The 17439-nt window shown below is 63.4% G+C and carries 16 protein-coding genes; 1 reads left to right on the top strand and 15 read right to left on the bottom strand.

Annotated elements, in window-relative coordinates:
- From ACODTZ_RS27130 to ACODTZ_RS27060, 15 genes are all read right to left on the bottom strand, one after another.
- Window positions 1-1026, bottom strand: coding sequence for an ABC transporter ATP-binding protein (locus ACODTZ_RS27130; protein ID WP_489029456.1), 1026 nt, complete (start codon window positions 1024-1026; stop codon window positions 1-3).
- On the bottom strand, window positions 1019-1798 hold the full coding sequence (locus tag ACODTZ_RS27125) for an ABC transporter permease (RefSeq protein WP_489029454.1): 780 nt from the start codon (window positions 1796-1798) through the stop codon (window positions 1019-1021). Before ACODTZ_RS27125 ends, ACODTZ_RS27130 begins: the two co-directional genes overlap by 8 nt.
- Window positions 1795-2637: an ABC transporter permease gene (locus ACODTZ_RS27120; protein ID WP_489029452.1), complete on the bottom strand. Its 843-nt coding sequence runs from the start codon at window positions 2635-2637 to the stop codon at window positions 1795-1797. Before ACODTZ_RS27120 ends, ACODTZ_RS27125 begins: the two co-directional genes overlap by 4 nt.
- 72 nt (window positions 2638-2709) lie before the next feature.
- The gene (locus ACODTZ_RS27115; protein WP_489029450.1) at window positions 2710-3732 is read right to left on the bottom strand and encodes an ABC transporter substrate-binding protein; all 1023 of its coding nucleotides are present in this window, start codon (window positions 3730-3732) and stop codon (window positions 2710-2712) included.
- A gap of 1 nt (window position 3733) precedes the next feature.
- Window positions 3734-4813 carry a LacI family DNA-binding transcriptional regulator gene (locus ACODTZ_RS27110; RefSeq protein WP_489029448.1) on the bottom strand — a complete coding sequence of 360 codons (1080 nt, stop codon included), beginning with the start codon at window positions 4811-4813 and terminating at the stop codon, window positions 3734-3736.
- A 161-nt stretch (window positions 4814-4974) separates the two neighbouring features.
- Complete coding sequence (locus ACODTZ_RS27105) at window positions 4975-6420, bottom strand: efflux transporter outer membrane subunit (RefSeq protein WP_111565423.1); 1446 nt, start codon at window positions 6418-6420, stop codon at window positions 4975-4977.
- A 159-nt stretch (window positions 6421-6579) separates the two neighbouring features.
- Window positions 6580-9684 (bottom strand): efflux RND transporter permease subunit, encoded by a 3105-nt coding sequence (locus ACODTZ_RS27100; RefSeq protein WP_047515373.1) that lies wholly within the window; start codon window positions 9682-9684, stop codon window positions 6580-6582.
- A gap of 39 nt (window positions 9685-9723) precedes the next feature.
- Window positions 9724-10944, bottom strand: coding sequence for an efflux RND transporter periplasmic adaptor subunit (locus ACODTZ_RS27095; RefSeq protein WP_111565422.1), 1221 nt, complete (start codon window positions 10942-10944; stop codon window positions 9724-9726).
- A gap of 133 nt (window positions 10945-11077) precedes the next feature.
- Window positions 11078-11674, bottom strand: a complete 597-nt coding sequence (locus ACODTZ_RS27090; RefSeq protein ID WP_047515378.1) for a TetR family transcriptional regulator — start codon at window positions 11672-11674, stop codon at window positions 11078-11080.
- A 104-nt stretch (window positions 11675-11778) separates the two neighbouring features.
- On the bottom strand, window positions 11779-12723 hold the full coding sequence (locus tag ACODTZ_RS27085; RefSeq protein WP_489029444.1) for a phosphoribosylaminoimidazolesuccinocarboxamide synthase: 945 nt from the start codon (window positions 12721-12723) through the stop codon (window positions 11779-11781).
- A 92-nt stretch (window positions 12724-12815) separates the two neighbouring features.
- Complete coding sequence (locus ACODTZ_RS27080) at window positions 12816-14546, bottom strand: SLC13 family permease (protein ID WP_489029442.1); 1731 nt, start codon at window positions 14544-14546, stop codon at window positions 12816-12818.
- 132 nt (window positions 14547-14678) lie between these two features.
- Entirely contained in the window at window positions 14679-15383 is a 705-nt protein-coding gene (locus ACODTZ_RS27075) for a phosphoribosyltransferase (RefSeq protein ID WP_489029440.1), read from the bottom strand.
- 4 nt (window positions 15384-15387) lie between these two features.
- Window positions 15388-16194: a pseudouridine synthase gene (locus ACODTZ_RS27070; protein ID WP_209191458.1), complete on the bottom strand. Its 807-nt coding sequence runs from the start codon at window positions 16192-16194 to the stop codon at window positions 15388-15390.
- A 240-nt stretch (window positions 16195-16434) separates the two neighbouring features.
- A complete protein-coding gene (locus ACODTZ_RS27065) occupies window positions 16435-16641 on the bottom strand; it encodes a hypothetical protein (protein ID WP_018902526.1) in 207 nt (68 codons plus the stop codon).
- Window positions 16642-16782: 141 nt separating this feature from the next.
- Window positions 16783-17124 carry a hypothetical protein gene (locus tag ACODTZ_RS27060; RefSeq protein ID WP_018902525.1) on the bottom strand — a complete coding sequence of 114 codons (342 nt, stop codon included), beginning with the start codon at window positions 17122-17124 and terminating at the stop codon, window positions 16783-16785.
- Window positions 17125-17256: 132 nt separating this feature from the next.
- Between ACODTZ_RS27060 and ACODTZ_RS27055 the strand changes: the two genes are divergently transcribed.
- The coding region (locus ACODTZ_RS27055) for a hypothetical protein (protein ID WP_489029437.1) at window positions 17257-17439 on the top strand (183 nt) is incomplete at its 3' end.

Genomic DNA, 17439 nt, shown 5'->3' with positions numbered 1-17439 from the left:
TTACCTGTAGCGAGAGAGTGGGGCTGCGGCGCCAAGCGGCAGATCGAAGGCAAGCGTGGAGCCGATGGCGTGGCTCGGCTCGCCGGCGTCGACCTCGGCCTTGATGGGGCCGAGCGGTGTGTCGAGCAGATATTCTCTGACGTTGCCGGCAAACGAGGTGCCGCGCACGGTGCCTTGGAAAGGACCTGAACCAAGGATCACCATGCGCGGACGCCAGGCCAGGCCTTTGGCGGCCTGTGGCGCTGGGGCGGAAAGCTCGACGAGTGAGTTGGATGTCGCGAGCTTGCCGTTTTCCAGCGCAAAGACGTTTTCGAAGCCGACGAAATCGGCGACGAAGGCCGAGACGGGCTTGTTGTAGATTTCCTCCGGCGTGCCGATCTGCTCGATGCCTCCATCAAGCATCACCACGATCCGGTCGGCGAGCGCCAGCGCCTCGATCTGGTCGTGGGTGACGAAGATCATGGTGACGCCGGTTTCCTTCTGGACGCGCTGCAGCTCGGCGCGCATTTCCAGACGCAGGCGGGCGTCGAGATTGGAGAGCGGCTCGTCGAGAAGCAGCACCTTGGGCTCCATGACCATGGAGCGGGCAAGCGCCACGCGCTGCTGCTGACCGCCGGAGAGTTCGCCCGGCTTGCGGGCGGCGAAACTGGCGAGGCCGACGGACTTGATGCCAGCGGTTACCTTTGCGTCGAGATCCTGGCCGCCGACGCCCTTGAGACGCAGGCCGAAGGCGACGTTTTCATAGACGGTCAGATGCGGGAACAGCGCATAGGACTGGAAGACCAGGCCGACATTGCGCTTGTTGGCGGAGACGCGGGTGATATCGGCGCCATCCAGCGTGATGCGGCCGGAGGCGGGGTTGAGCAGGCCCGCGATCGAGCGCATCGTCGTGGTCTTGCCGCAGCCGGAGGGGCCCAGCAAAGCGACGAGCTCGCCCTTCCTGATCGAGAGATCGAGATCCTTCACCGCGACCGTATCGCCGTAGGCAAGCGTCAGCTTGTCGAGTTGCAGATAGGTGTCAGACATAGCGAGAGAACCCCAGGAAGCGTTCGGCAAGGAAGACGATGCCGATGGACAGAAAGGCGAGCAGCGCCGAAAGCGCGGCGATCGACGGGTCGTAGGTGGTTTCCATGTAGCCCAGCATGTCGATCGGCAGCGTGCGGACGCCGGGACCGGAGAGGAAGAGCGAGACGGGCACCTGGTTGAAGCTGGTGACGAAGCCGAGGATGAAGGCGGCGAGAATGCCGCCGCGGATGTTCGGCATCACCACGCGGAAGAAGGTGCCAGCGCGCGACGAACCGAGCAGAACGGCCGCTTCCTCGATATCGGAGCGCAGGTTGTTGAGGCTGGCGGAGACGACGCGCACGGCATAGGGCAGCACGAGTGCGGTGTGGGCGAAGAACAGCGCCAGCGTGATGTTGAAGCCGAAGGGCACGACCAGATAGCGCAGCAGCGCCAGGCCGACGATGATCCCCGGCACGATGATCGGCAGCGAGACGATGGTGCGGATGGTTTCCGCGCCCGGCAGCTTGTAGCGCGACAGCGCGTAGGCGGCGGGGATGCCGAGGACAAGGGCCGCCAGCGTGCCGCCGACGGCGAGCAGCATCGACATGGCGAAGCTGTCGCGGAAACTGTCGATGGTGAAGACCTTGAAGACCCAGCGCAGCGACAGGCCCTGCGGCGGGAAGGCCAGCGTATCGCCGGCAGAGAGCGAGGCGGCGATAATGATGAAGAAGGGGCCGATCAGGAAGATCAGCAGCAGGCCGAGGACGAGCGGCGAGAGGATGCGTGATGTCATCGCTTGTTCCTTCCGCTCGCGTTTCGGGCTGTAGCCAGACGCTTCAACAGGATGTTCGCGGCGAAGCTCATGACGATCAGCATGAAGGCGATGACGCTGGCGGCGACGAAGTCGTTGGCGACGGAGACCTGCTGGTAGAGCAGGGTTTCCAGCATCAGCACCTTGGAGCCGCCGAGCACCGCGGGGGTGATATAGGCGGTGAGCGAGCCGGTGAAGACGAGCGTGCCACCGACGACGAGGCCTTCGCGGGTCAGAGGGAGGATCACCTTCCAGAACACCTGGAACCAGTTGGCGCCCAGCACGCGGGCGGCGGGAATGGCGTCCTTCGGCATGTTTTCGAGCGCGCTGATCAGCGACAGGATCATCAGCGGCAGGAAGAGCTGCAGCAGGCCGATGAAGACGGCGGTCTCGGTGAAAAGCAGGCGCAGCGGGCTGTCGCTGAGGCCGAGGCCCTGAATCGCCTGGTTGACGATGCCCGTGCGGCCGAGGATGACGATCCAGGCATAGGTGCGGGCAACCGGCGAGATCATCAGCGGCAATGTCACGAGACCGATCATCTGGCCCTTGCCTTTCGGCGGCAGGTTGACGATGGCAAAGGCCGCGGCATAGCCGATGACGGCGGAGACGACGGTCACTTCGAGGCCGAGCTTGAAGGTGCGCAGGAAGACCGTGCGGTTCAGCGATTGCGAGAAGAAGCCGGTATAGGCGCTGAGCGTCCAGCTGCCGTCGATGTGAAACCCTTCGGAGAGAAGGATGACGACGGGCAGCAGGAAGACCAGCGCGGCGAACAGGGCCGCGGGCAAGGCAAGCGCCAGGGCTTCCGTGCGGTTTTGAAACATGAGGCTTCTTTCAGAGCAATCGCATGGTGCGGCTCCGGCCGGTGCCGGAACCGTTTCGGTGTCTCTCGACCGTTACTGGCCGACCGTGTCGTTCCAATCCTTCAGCCAGCCGGCGCGGTTATCGAGGGCTGCGGCCGAGGGGATGAGCTTCAGGTTCTTCACCGTGTCTTCGCCGTAGGTGAGGTTGTTGGCGGCTTCGTCGGAGACCTTCACCTCCTTGTTGGCGGGGCTATCGACCAGCTTTTCGGCGAGCTTGGTCTGAATCTCGGTGGAGAGCCAGAAATCCATGAACTGCAGCGCGAGGTCCTGGTTCTTCGAGCCCTTGGTCATGACCATGACGTTCATGCCGCCGGTCTGGCCTTCCTTGGGCGTTGCCCAGGCAACGGGGACGTCGAGCTTGGTGAAGCCCGCCCAGGAGAAGCGGCCGATCGGGGCGGCCCAGATTTCTTCCTGCTGCATCAGCTGCACGAGCTGCGAGGACTTCTCGTAGAAGGTGACGATGTCGTCCTTCTTCTCGCCGACGGCTGCGATCGGCGCCTTCAGGTCCGGGCTGTCCTTGCCGAGCGCCAGGCCGAGCATGTAGAGCGCCGGCGGGCCCTGGTTGGTGGTGACATTCGGGAAGGCGACATGGCCGACATACTCAGGCTTCAGGAGATCGGCCCAGCTCTCGATCTTCATCTTGTCGGAGCGGTAGGCGATCGAGGTGGCGTAGAAGGTGTAGCCGACGCTCATGCCGTCGCCGTTCGGATCCTTGGCGAGATCGTAGAGCTTGCCGAAATTGGTGAGCTTTGCGGTGTCGATCTTGTCGATCAGGCCCTTGCGGGTGGCCGATAGCGCATCGGCCATGGAGACGACGGCCATGTCGATAACGGGGTTGGCCTTGTTGGCCTCCATCTTCGCCAGACGCTCGACGCTATTGCCGGTCTCGACCACCAGCTTGCAGCCGCACTTGGCCTGGAAGGGGTCGTAGACGATCGATTTGAAGTCATCCTGCGCGAAGGCATAGACGGAGATGGTGAGCGTCTTTTCCTGAGCGCTTGCGGCGACGGGCGTGAGGGCAAGAAGGGCCGCCGAGGCGATGAGGGCATGCTTCATGTCAGGAGTTCTCCGTCTGAGAGGCTAGGTCCAGTTTGCTTGGGTCGCTATTGGTCGGGTCGATCCTGGCTGGATCGGCGGGACCCGATGATTGGCGAACGATCAGCTGCATCGGTACCCGATCGGTGTCGGCGCTGACCAGCACGCCTTCGCGGCTGCCGCTTGCCTGTATGGTTTTCAGGAGCGACGAGATGGCGACATCGGCGATCGTCGCCATGTCCATCGCCACAGTCGTCAGGCTCGGCGTGATCACGGGGGAGAAGATCAGGTCGTCGAAGCCGGTGACGCTTGCCATGTCGGGAACGACGATGCCGTCGCGCTGCAGTTCGGTGAGCGCTCTCAGCGCCTGCAGGTCGGACAGGGCTGCAAAGGCGGTGTAGCCTTGGCGGACCTTTTCGGCGAGGCCGAGCGTGCAGCCGATGCCGTTCTCGCGTTCCAGGCGCTCGACCCAAAGGGTGGAGGACTGCATGTCGGGGCGCAAACCGGAGCGGATGCCGCCGACGCGATCGTTCTGGACGTTGGATTCGGGGTTGTTGCCGATGACAAGGATGCGCTTGTGGCCGAGTTCGGCCAAATGGTCGGCTATATCGCGTCCGCCCTGCCAGTGATCGGCGGCGACCGTGTTTCCGGGTGTCGAGGCCGTGTCGATGACGGCGACGGGACAGCTCGCGGCCGAGATGCGGGTCGCGCGGCGCGGCACGATGACCAGGCCCTCAACGCCGCGTTCGACCAGCCGGTTGATGGCCTCGGTCTGTGCGGTGATGTTGCCGCGGGAGTCGGCGATGAGGACGCCGTAGCCAGCAGACGTGGCGGCGAATTCGATTGCCTGCGCGAGCTTCGGGAAAAGCGGATTGGCGATGTCAGGCAGAACAAGGCCGATGACGCCGCTGCGGCCGGTGCGCAGCGCGCGCGCCGCCTGGCTCGGGACATAGCCCATTTCGGCCGCGTGTTCGCGGATGCGCTCGGCGAGCTGTTCGGACACACGGCCCTTGCCCGAAAGCGCGTTCGACACCGTCGCAACGGAGACGCCAAGCGACGTTGCGATCCTGCTCAGATTTGGTCCTGATCGGGCTGGAGGCATGATTTTCGACGGATTGGATTAATCGTTTAACCAATGCGTACATGACGACGTCGACGTTGTCGAATCCAATCTTGCGCCGCTTTGCGATTTTCCGCAATCGCGCGTGCCCTAGAAACAAAAAAGCCCCGGCGAACCGGGGCTTTTTCTCAATTGCTGTTGTCTCAGCCTGCCTTTGCAGTGCTTGCCTTTGCGGCGACCGGCTTGGCCGGGGCGTTGTTGCCGCCCGGGTTGTAGCCGCCGCCGATGGCGACGTTGAGCGCGACGTAGTCGGTTGCCATCTGCTGGACGGCCGCGGCCAGGCTTGCCTGGGCCAGCGAGACCTGACGCTGGGCGTCGAGAACGTCGAGCAGCGAGGAGGCGCCGTCCTTGTAGCTGGCGGTCGACAGATCGAGCGTCTCCTGGGTCGTCTTGACCTGGGCGCGGAGCGCGGCCACCGTCTGCGCATCGCGGCGAACCGCCGACAGCGCGTTTTCCACTTCCTCGACCGCCTGCAGAACCGCCTGCTTCCAGGCGAGATACTGGGTCTTGGCGTCGGACTTGGCGATATCGACATTGGCGCGCAGGCGACCGCCGTCGAAGATCGGGAGCGTCAGGGTCGGGCCGAAGGACCAGCTGGTCAGGCCGCCATTGGCGCCAACCGGGCGCACATAGGTCGGCGAGATCGAGCCGGAGAGCGAGATCGTCGGATAGAGCTGGCTGATGGCGATGCCGATATTGGCGGTGGCGGCGGCCAGATTGCGCTCGGCGACACGGATGTCGGGACGGTTGCGGATCAGGTCGGCCGGAACGCCGGAGACGATGCCGGCACGGAAGACCGGCTGCGAGCCGCCGCGCTGCAGTTCAGCAACCATCGAGCCGGCCGGCTTGCCGAGCAGGGTGGCGATGTGGTGGGCGGCAACGCGGAAGTTGGTTTCCAGACCCGGGATTTCAGCCTGGGTCGACTGCACCAGACCTTCGGCCTGCACGACGTCGAGACGCGAGGCTGCACCGGCATCGAGCTGGAACTTGGTCAGCTCGTAGGTTTCCTGGCGCGATTTCAGGTTGGCCTTGGAGAGCGCGATGCGCTCCTGATAGTAGCGGGCGTTGATGTAGGAGTTCACCAGATCCTGGAGATAGGTGAGCTTGGCGACGTCGGCGGTCGAGTAGGCGGCGTCAAGCGAGGCCTGGGCGCTTTCCTTCGAGCGGCGATACTGGCCGAAGAGGTCGAGCAGCCAGCCGACATTGGCGTTGGCGCCGGTCGTGTTGGTGGCGGCGCGGCTGTCGGCCAGCGAGCCGAGCGAACCGCTGGTGGTGTGCGAAGCGCCAACCACCAGGCTCGGCAGGGCGCCGGCGCCAGCGACCGTGACATTGCCGGCAGCGGCGTTGATGCGCTCCAGCGACTGCTGGATCGACAGGTTCTCATTGAGACCTTCGACCACCAGTCCGTTCAGGCGGGTGTCGCGATAGGCGGTCCACCAGGCGACCGTCGAGACGTCGCCATCGGCCTTGGCCGAGCCTTCATTGAACTTGGCCGGGAGGGGCATCTCCGGGGGAACATGATCCGGGCCACTCACACAGCCCGCGAGCAATAACAACAATGCCGGAGAGGCAAAACGAAAAGACGCCATTAACTATCTTCCTGTAACTCGACCAAAAAATTATTCATGTCAGAAGCGATCATGCTTCACTATCGGTCGCGCTTCGCTCAAACGAGAAACGCCATCCCGAAGCAGTCCGCGGCAATGTACCAATGAGTCTCACTTTATCACAGTGCAGATATGTCACACTCATACCTCATTTTTTTGACGTCGCGAGAAGACGCGGCGGATAACCACAAAGAATGATGGCACGAAGAAAATGCCGAGCGCGGTGGCAAACAGCATGCCGCCGAGCACGCCGATACCGATGGCGTTCTGCGCGGCCGAGCCCGCACCGGTGGCAATCGCCAGCGGAACGACGCCGAGGATGAAGGCCAGCGAGGTCATGATGATCGGCCGCAGACGCAGCCTTGCTGCCTCCAGCGTCGCATCGATGATGCCCATGCCGGTCTCCATTCGGTCCTTGGCGAACTCCACGATGAGAATCGCGTTCTTCGCCGCCAGACCGATGGTCGTGAGCAGGCCGACCTTGAAGTAGACGTCGTTTGCCTGGCCGAAGACGGTCGCCGCAACCAGCGCGCCGAGCACGCCGACCGGAACGGCCATGATGACCGAGAACGGGATCGACCAGCTTTCATAGAGCGCTGCGAGGCAAAGGAAGACGACCAGAACCGAGATGGCGTAGAGCATCGGGGCCTGCGAACCGGACAGGCGTTCCTGATAGGAGATGCCCTGCCAGGCAACGGTGTAGCCGCCGCCGAGCTGCGCCGTCATCTCTTCCATCGCGTTCATCGCGTCGCCGGAGCTGACACCCGGCGCCGACGCGCCGTCGAGCGGGATGGCGCTGACCGCATTGAAGCGGGCAAGCGTCGGGGCGCCCTTCACCCATTCCGTGCGGGTGAAGGCCGAGAAGGGGACCATCTCGCCGTTGGTGTTGCGGGCATACCAGTGGTCGAGGTCGTCGGGCTGCATGCGGAAGGGTGCATCGCCCTGGACGTAGACCGGCTTGATCTCGCCGTTCAGCGTGAAGTCGTTGACGTCGCGGCCGGTGAAGATGACCGAGAGCATCGCATTGACCGCGGAGATGTCGACACCCATGGCGCCGATCTTCTCCTGGTCGATGATGATCTTCATCTGCGGCTCGACTTCCTTGTTGTTGCTGCGGAGCGCAACAACCTTGCCGCTCGTGTTGGCCATGCTGATCAGGCGCTTGGACGCCGCGTCGAGCGCCTCGGTGCCATGACCGCCGGTGTCGACGAGATACATGGAGAAGCCGCTGGAGACGCCGAGACCCTGGATTGCCGGCGGCAGCAGCGCGAAGACCTGGGCTTCGCGGATCTGCGAGAAGGCGCCCAGCGCGCGGGTGGCGACGGCCTGCGCATGCAGCTTGTCGTCCGTGCGCTCGGCGAAGTCCTTGAGCTTGGTGAAGACGATCGCGCTGTTCTGGCCGGAGCCGTTGAAGCCGAAGCCAAGCGCGCCGAACACCGACTGCACGGCGTCCTTTTCGTTTTCGCGATAGTAGGTCTCGACCTTTTCGACGACGGCCTGGGTCTGCTGCGTGGTCGAGCCCGGAGGCGTCGTCACGATGGTCAGCAACACGCCCTGGTCTTCCTGCGGCAGGAACGAGGTCGGCAGGCGGGTGAAGAAATAGGCGCAGCCGAGGCCGACCAGCAGGAAGACGACCATGACGCGCCACGGGCGCTTCAGGAGATAGCCGATCGAGCGGACATAGCCGTTGGTGGAGCGGGTGAAGTTGCGGTTGAACCACTCGCTCGCCCGGTTCTTCTTGTGGTCATGCACCGGCTTCAGCATCGTGGCGCAGAGCGCCGGCGTCAGCACGATGGCGACCAGCGCCGAGAGCAACATCGCCGAAACGATGGTGACGGAGAACTGGCGGTAGATGATGCCGGTCGAGCCGCCGAAGAAGGCCATCGGAATGAAGACGGCCGTCAGGACGAGCGCGATGCCGACGATGGCGCCGGTGATTTCGCCCATCGATTTCTCGGTGGCCTCCATCGGCGACAGCTTCTCCTCGGTCATGATGCGCTCGACGTTCTCGACCACGACGATGGCGTCGTCGACGAGCAGGCCGATGGCGAGCACCATGGCGAACATGGTCAGCGTGTTGATCGAATAGCCTGTCGCCGCAAGGATGCCGAAGGTTCCGAGCAGAACGACCGGAACCGCGATGGTCGGAATGAGCGTCGCGCGGAAATTCTGCAGGAAGACCAGGAGAACGACGAAGACGAGCACGATCGCTTCGATCAGCGTGTGCACGACCTTTTCGATCGACAGCTCGACGAAGGGCGTCGTGTCGTAGGGATAGGTGATCTCGACGCCCTCGGGCAGGCCCTTGGAAATGGAATCGAGCGCGGTCCGGACACGGCCGGCGGTATCGATGGCGTTGGCGCCGATCGCGAGGTTGACGGCGAAGCCGCTCGACGGCTGGGCGTTGTAGCGCGAGGAGCCACCATAGCTTTCCTGGCCAATCTCGATGCGCGCGACGTCGCTCAGGCGGACCGTGGAGCCATCCTTCTCGACCTTCAAGATGATGTGCTCGAAGTCGGAAACGGTGGTCAGCTGGCTCTGCGCGGTGATCGTGACGTTCATCTGCTGGCCTTCGACGGAAGGCTGGGCGCCGAGCGAACCCACGGATACCTGCGTGTTCTGCGCCTCGATCGCCGAGGTCACGTCGCCGGTCGTCAGCTGGTACTTGACCAGCTTGTAGGGGTCGAGCCAGACGCGCATGGCGTAGCCGGAGCCGAAGATGTTGACGCTGCCGACGCCTTCCAGGCGCTGCACCTGCTTTTCGATCGAGTTGGAGAGAATGTTGCCGAGATCGACGGAGTTGCGCTTGCCGTCGGTGGAGACCAGCGCGCCGACGAGAAGGATACTCGAGGTCGAGCGTGTGACGCTGATGCCGGCGTCTATGACGTCGCTCGGCAGCTGGGACTGCACCAGCTGCAGCTTGTTCTGCACCTGCACCTGGGCGATATCGGGATCGGCCGCCGTGCCGAAGGTCAGCGAGATGCTGGCCGAGCCGGTGGACGAGGTCGAGGTCATGTAGGTGAGGTCGTCGAGGCCGGTCATGCCGTCCTCGATGAGCGTCGTCACCGATTTCTCGACCGTTTCAGCGCTGGCGCCGCGATAGGTGGCGTTGATGCGCACCGTGGTCGGCGCGATATCCGGATACTGCGAGATGGACAGCGTGAAGATCGCCAGCACGCCCGCAAGCATGATCGTGATCGCTATGACCCACGCAAAGATCGGACGTCGGATGAAAAACTTGGCCATTGGCTAATTCCTGTACGGCTCGGATCAATGATCGACGCGTTACTTCGCGGCGGGCTTCTGCGCGTCGCCGGCGGCGGCTGGAGGCGCCACGGGCACGACGATACCCTTGTCATTGATCTTCATCTCGGTCGGCTTGACCGGCATGCCCGCGGTGATCGACTGCAGGCCGGAAACGATCAGCTGATCGCCGTCGTTGACGCCTTCGGTCACCAGCCATGCATTGTTGGATGGCGATGCGTTTTCGAAGATGCGGTTTTCGACCTTGCCATCCGCGGATACGAACTGCGCCGACAGCTCACCATTGGCATTGCGGCTGGTGGCGAGCTGGGGCAGGGCGAAGCCGTTTTCGGAGCCGAGTTCCAGCGTCGCGCGGACATACATGCCCGGCAGGATGATGCGCTCGGGATTGGGGAAGCGCACGCGGATGGTGAAGGTGCCCGTCGTCTCGCTGACGACCGACTTCGACATGTCGAGCGTGCCCTTCTCACCATATTCCTTGCCGTTTTCGAGGATCAGGCGGAAGGCGTCGTTGCCGCGCGTGCCCTTGATCTCGCCATCGGCAATCGCGCTGCGCAGACGCAGCAGGTTGGTGCTCGATTCCGTCAGAAGGATATAGGCCGGGTCGAGCTGGCGCACGGTGGTCAGCGCCGTGGTCTGGTTGGCGGAGACGACGTTGCCGACGTTGTAAGCCGTCTGGTCGATGACGCCATCGAAGGGCGCGACGATCTTGGTGTGGTCGAGATCGATCTCGGCGGCTGAAAGGGCGGCCTTCGCCGATTCGACCTCGGCCTGCGCCTGCAGGAGGTTGGTTCTTGCTGTCTCAAGCTCGATCTGCGTGGCGCCGGAGCCGACGAGGCGCTGGTAGCGGTCGAAATTGCTCTGCGCGCTCGGAACGCTGGCCTCGGCCTTGGCGATGGCGGCGCGCGCCTGGGCGACAGCCGCGACGTAAGGGGCGTCTTCGATCTGGTAGAGAACGTCGCCCTTCTTCACCTCGCCGCCTTCGCGGAAGGTGATGTCGCGGATGAGGCCGCTGACCTGCGGACGGATGTCTGCGGTCTGGAATGCCTCGGCGCGGCCGGGAAGGATCGTCGTGACCGGGAAGTCGCCCTTCTTCAGCGTGATCACGCCGACGGCGGCCGCCTGCTGAGCCGCTCCGGCGCCGCCGGCGCCCGCGGCCGGTGTCTTGCCGCTGTCGCTGCAGGCAGCGAGAACGCCACCGATGGCAAGAGCTGAGGAAACGAGGAGAAAGCGACGTATCATGTTCAATTCCCTATGCGCTGGCTCGCGGATCTAAGCCTGCCGGGGATGCCACACGACAAACGATCCGGAGTCAAATGCCTCTGATCCGAATTAACAAAGCCTTTAGAAAGTGACGTAAGTTATGAATCGTCACTTAGCAAGCGCTATTTTGCAGCGCGGCATCGGCGAAATCGACGATATTGCGGGCTTTCTCGACAAGCGTCTCCCGGTCGTCCTTGACGATCAGAACCGGGTGCAGCACGCCCGCCAGCACATCGGCGACGGTCCTTGCGGCAAGCGCCGGGTCGGCGCAGTGATAGCGGCCTTCCGCGACACCTTCGCGAATGATGACCTCCAGTTTCTGGATCACTTTTTCGCGATATCGCTTACCTGCCTCGATCTTGGCCTCGATGCTGACGAGGACCATTTCGAAGATGTAGGGGTTTTTCTGGATGTCCTCGAGGTGGCTGTCGAGGAGCCGGAGCACGAAGCGGAGCAATTGTTCGCGCGGCGGCAGATCATCGGCGACGAAGCGGTCGGCGACGTCGCTCAAATGTCTTTCGGCGATCGCGTCGACCAAGGCGGTCTTCGAATGAAAGTGCTTGAAGACGTTGGCGGGAGACATGTCGAGTGCTGCGGCGATATCGGCGATCGAGACGGCGACGAAGCCGCGCTGGCGAAACAGCTGCTCGGCCATCGTCAGAATATCTTCGCGGGTCTCTTCGGCCTTGCGCCTTGGCCTTCGTGCCATGAATTCTCCAGCCGGATCCGCCCGGCTTCGGTGTTTTTCAAAATCTAACGCGACATTGAAAGGGCCTGCAAGCTAAAGTCGCAGGCCTTCACGCGAACGAACGCTTACGGGAAGTAGCGCGAGAGGTTCTTGCGCACGCGCTCCACCGGGGTCGCGCCGGTGTCGTCGGGCACGAAGGTCTGCGCGGTGATCGCCTCATATGCCTTTATATAGACAGCCGAGGTCTGCTCGATGAGATCGGTCGGGATCTCGGGGATCTCGTCCTTGTAGGGGTCGCAGCGTTCGGCCACCCAGGCGCGGACGAAATCCTTGTCGAAGCTTGCCGGGCGCGTGCCGGCCTCGAAGCTCGTCTGGTAGCTGTCGGCGAGCCAGTAGCGGCTGCTGTCGGGGGTGTGGATCTCGTCGGCGAGGATGATCGTGCCGTTCTCGTCGGTGCCGAACTCATACTTGGTGTCGACGAGGATGAGGCCGCGCTTGGCCGCCATTTCCTGGCCGCGGGCAAACAGCGCCAGCGCGTACTTGGACAGCGTATCCCACTGCGCCTGCGTCAGCAGACCGCCTTCGACGATCTGATCAGGCGTCAGCGGCTCGTCGTGGCCACCATCGAATTCCTTGCTTGTCGGCGTGATCACCGGCTCGGGGAGCTTCTGGTTGTCGTGCATGCCATCCGGCAGGCGCATGCCGTACATCTCGCGCTCACCCTTCTTATAAAGAGTGAGGATCGAAGTGCCGGTGGTGCCGGCGAGATAGCCGCGCACGACGATCTCGACCGGCAGGATGTCGAGACGCTTGCCGACGACGACGTTCGGGTCAGGATAGGCGATGACGTGGTTGGGGCAGATATCCTTGGTCGCCTCGAACCAGTAGCGCGCTGTCTGGGTGAGGACCTGGCCCTTGTAGGGGATGCAGGTCAGGATCCGGTCAAACGCGCTCAGCCTGTCGGTGCTGATGATGATGCGGCTGCCATCGGCAAGGTCGTAGTTTTCTCGCACCTTGCCGCGGTAGTAATTCGGCAGTTCCGGGAAATGGGCTTCTGAGAGAATACGCACGGGCTTGACCGTCCTTTTGGGTTACGGGGTCGGTTTGATCGGGGCTTTCCCCTGCTCTAGTTCCATCGCCGGGGATGTCAAGCAATCGGGGCTCAAACCCAGAAGACATATAGAAGCAGCAGGCTCAAAAAGTAGCTCAGCACCGTCACTGGCAGGCCGGCGCGGATGAAATCGGAAAAGCGGTAGCTGCCGACACCCATGGCGAGCGTGTTGTTGTGATGGCCGAAGGGTGTGAGGAAATCGAGCGAAGCACCGAGGGCGACTGCCAGCAGATAGGCTTGCGGCTGGTGGTGGCCGGCTGCCGCGAACTCGATCGCGATGGGGCTCAGCACGATGGCGACGGTGGCGTTGTTGACGAAGGGCGTCAGCGCGATCGCCAGCAACAGCACAACGGCGATACCCGCGAGCGGCTGCGATACGGGGAGGATCGCGCCGAGCGCGGATGCGATCACTTCGGCGGTCCCTGATGTGCCGACGGCCGAGCCGATCGGGATCATCGCGGCGAGCATGATGATCACTGGCCAGTTGAGGTCGGCCATCGCCTGGCGGATGTTCAGGTAGTTCAGCAGCGCCAGCACGAGCACGACGCCGGCGAGCGCGATATCGGGCCGCACGACCGTGGTCGCGGCGATGCCGCAGGCAAAGATCGCGAAGGGCTGCCAGCTCAGCGAGAATGAGGGCGAAACGGGCGGCGAGGCGAGCGGCAGACATTCGCATTCCTCGAGCGCTTCAGAGATTGCGGCACGGTCGCCCTCCAACACCAGGACGTCGCCGATCGACAGCTGCAGATCCTCGAAGCGTCCCTCGATGCGGGGGGAGCGCATGGATAGCGCTCTGATCGCGATACCGCGCATGGTGAAGACCTCGAGCGAGCGCAGGCGGGAGCCGACCAGCGTGCTCTCCGGCATGACGACAGCCTCGACGCGGCTTGCCTCTGCCTGCCCATGATCCGTCTGCAGCGCGCCCGATGCGGCGAGGTCGACAAAGACCGTATCGTCGGCTTCGGCCAGGAGGATATCGCCGGCTTCGACGATGGAGCGCTCGGCGGATCCGAAGACGAAGGTGTCGTTGCGCAGCAGCGCATGCGGCTTGAGCGCGAAGCGGGCGGGGAGCTCGGCGAGGCTCGCGCCGATCAGCGGCGAGTTCGCGGGAACACGCCGTTCGGCCACCATGCGGCGTCGCGAGGTTTCGGGCGCTGCCGCATCGTCGTCGCCATCCGCAGGGAAGAGCAGCGGCGCCAACACTGACGTCATCAGGATGCCGGCTGCGGCGACCGGCAGGCCGACATAGGCGAAATCGAACAGGCGAAAGCTCTCGCCGGTCGCCGCCGCAAGCGCGTTGCTGACGAGCAGGTTGGCGGGCGTGCCGATCAGCGACACGAGGCCGCCGAGCAGGGCGGCAAATGAGATCGGCATGATCAGCTGCCGCTTGGGGATGGCGCTGATGGCGCTGACGCGCAGCGCCACCGGCAGCGAAATCGAGAAGGCGCCGATATTGTTCATGAAGATGGAGATGAAGCCGGTCACGCCGGACAGGATGGCAATGACGCCCGTGCCGCGCATGCCGCGACTGGCAAGCGCTGTCGATACCCTGTCGAAGAAGCGGGTGCGAGCGAGCACCTGGACCACCAGCAGGATCTCGACGACGGTGATGACCACGGGGCTGGCAAAGCCCGCGAAGACCGCGTCGGTCGGATAAAGCCCGAGCGCATAGCCGGCAAGAAGGCCGGCGATCGCGATGACCTCGACCCTGAAACGGTCGATCAGAAACAGAACCAGCATCGCGATCAGCAGGATCAGCAGACATGCTTGTTCTAAGGTCATCAGGTCTTCCGGATTGATGCGCTTGCTTTACGTGCTGACTGAGACTGTAGCGGTTCGCGGCGCGCTGTATAGAGGGGCGGGCGCAGAGTGCAGTCTATATAGTAGGACGCACTCTATAATAGGAGCGGCGGCTCAGATCCCGGGCGCGCGCCAGGCGCCATGCTCGGTTCGCTCGAGCATCGGGGTCGCGAAGACGGCGACCGTTCGCTCCAGCCATTGCGGGCCGGCATCGTCGAGCGCGGTGCGCCAGCGATCGGATTGCAGCATGGCTGCGCCGATCGCGACGGGCTCGATGGAACAGGCCGACAGCAGCTTGAGGCCGGAGACGATCGAGGTGCCGCTCGAGATGACATCGTCGATCAGCGCGACGCGCCTGCCTTCGAGCAGCGGCAGCATGCGCGGATCGATATAGAGGCGCTTCTGCTGTGTGGGGGTGGTGATCGACGACAGCGGCACGGAGAGCTCGTCGCGATACCAGAACTTCCTGGAGGTGCCGAGCGGGACATATCGCTTGTGCCCGAGTTTCTGCGCCACGGATGAGGCGAGCGTCAGCCCAAGCGTCGGCAGTCCGGCGACGACGTCGATATCGAGAGCTTTCAGCCTGTCGGCGAGCTGTCCGGCCAGCGCGTCCAGCACTTCGAAGCTCGCCTGGTTGATGATGAGCGAGGCAAGCGCGTGCTCGCCATCGGCAAGCGGGCGGAGCGGCAGGCGGAGCTGGCGACCATCGGTGAGCGTCGCGACATAGAAGGATGTGAAGTCACCCCCGATCGAAAAGGTGCCGGGCGCGTGCAGCTCCTGCCAGAAATCGTGCGGGGCGAGGGCGGCGCTGTCTGTCATGATGTCATCTGGTCCGTTTGGTCGTGTCCATGCCGGCGCGGCGGCGTAGCGCCTTGAGCTCGGCCTCGGTCAAAGCCCGTACCGCGCCTTTCGGGAGATCGCCGAGTTGGAGATCACCGATCGCCACGCGCACCAGCCGCAGGCATTCGGTGCCGAGCGCTTCCAGCATGCGGCGGATCTGGCGGTTGCGGCCCTCGTCGAGCTCGACTTCGATCCAGCTATTGCGCTCGCCTTGTCTTAAGAGCGTCGCCGCCGTCGCCTTCAGGAGTTCGCCGTCGTGGCGAACGCCATAGGCCATCTCGGCCAACATCTCGGGCTCCATGACGCGATCGACCTGGACGTGATAGGTCTTGGTGACATGGGTGACCGGGTCGAGCAGCGCCTGGGCGAAGACGGTGTCGTTGGTGAAGAGCAACAGGCCCTCGCTCGCCTTGTCCAGCCTGCCGACCGGCGACAGATGCGGGGTGTCGACATCCTTGAGGCAATCGAACACCGTCGGGCGGCCTTCCGGATCGTGGCGTGTCGTCACCAGCCCGCGCGGCTTGTTGAGCATCAGATAGGTCATCGGCTCGGCCGCGACATCACTGCCGTCGACCTTGATCTTCGCCGATGAGAGGTCGATCCAGGCGGCGCTGTCGAGCACGGTGCGGCCGTTGACGGTGACGCGACCGTCGGCGATCAGCTTTTCGGCCTGGGTCCGCGAACAATAGCCGAGCTTGGACAAAGCGCGCGGCAGGGTCACCCGCTTGCTCTCGACGGCTTCAGGCCTGTTGCGGCCGTTCTGCCTTTGCGGTGCGCGCCGCTCTCTCAATCGCCTGTTCCTCTGCTCTTTGTTATCGGCGTTCTGTTATCGGCGTTTTTGGCATGAACGGTCAGGGGATGCCAGACGCGGGGTCGCAAAACGCGGGGATAAGAAGGATGGGACAAGAAGGATGGGGCAAGAGGGGAGGGGGCTCTGCCGCTCGGCCAAAAAGAAGAGGCGGCGCCGGTGGCGCCGCCTGTCTTGGCCGCATTTATATATAGAGAGAGCGGATCGCGGTTGCGACCGCTCTCAGTGACGCGCCACGAAGCCCGCAAGCTGTTCGCGGTTCATGGTGACACCGGCTGCCGCCTTGGCGGGATCCGGATGCGTATAAGAGACACTGGGCATTTCAGGAAGTTCGAGAGCCTGTCGCATGTTCATAATACCGACCGCCAGGCGGCCCTGCGCTCCGTCAACTGTGACTTCGACGATGCAGTTCGATCCTTTGGCAATCATCAGCAGTCCTCCCTCGTTCTTTATAGTCTCCATTATTGGCCTGAAAAACGGGTTTTTCTAAGACCTAAGTAGTACGGGCCGGATGATACTTCGGATCATCCGGCCCGTAAACAAATTAGATATGTCTAATTTTAACGAATGCTATCGCCACCACTGCTGGCGCTGCGGGGCGGCCTGGGCGCCGCTCAGGAGATAGCCGGCGAGAAAGCCAAGCGCGCCGGCGAGCGCCAGAGCCGTGGTGGTGGCGGCCGGGTGCTCGCGGGCGGCGTCGGCGGCGGCCACGCCTTCGGCCTTGATCTGGGCGACGGCGGTCTTGGCGCGGGGCGCCATATCCTCATAGGCCTTGCCGGCGCGATCGCGCACTTCGTAATAGGCCTCCGCGCCCTGGGCCGAGATCATCTTCTGCAGACGGGCGACCTCCTGCTGCAGGGCGCTGATGTCCTTGCTAACGGCGGATCTCACATCATCTGTATTGGAAGCCATTGGGCTGTCTCCTTTGTTGCTGACGATAGAAACACGTCTAGAAACACATGGGAGAGGGGTTCGGTTCCGAAAATCGGGCGTTTTGGGTGCGGATAATGGTGCATAGGGGATGATAGGCGGTGGATTGGCCTGATGTTCAGGGAGACGCGCGGTGGCGTCGAAATGGCTCCACAGACAGGCCCTGAAATTCCCCCAGTCAAAACAACATGTTATAAAACTGTCAAAAAACTTTGCGTGGGTGTGTTGACTTGTTTGGGTGAGGGGCCTTATAAGCCGCTTCACAGAACGAGGGCGGCGGCGCTGCTGGCGACGGTG

Source organism: Rhizobium sp. FG113, from assembly GCF_057809895.1.
Note: the sequence above shows the minus strand (reverse complement) of the source record. Positions and strands in the feature narration are given on the sequence as shown.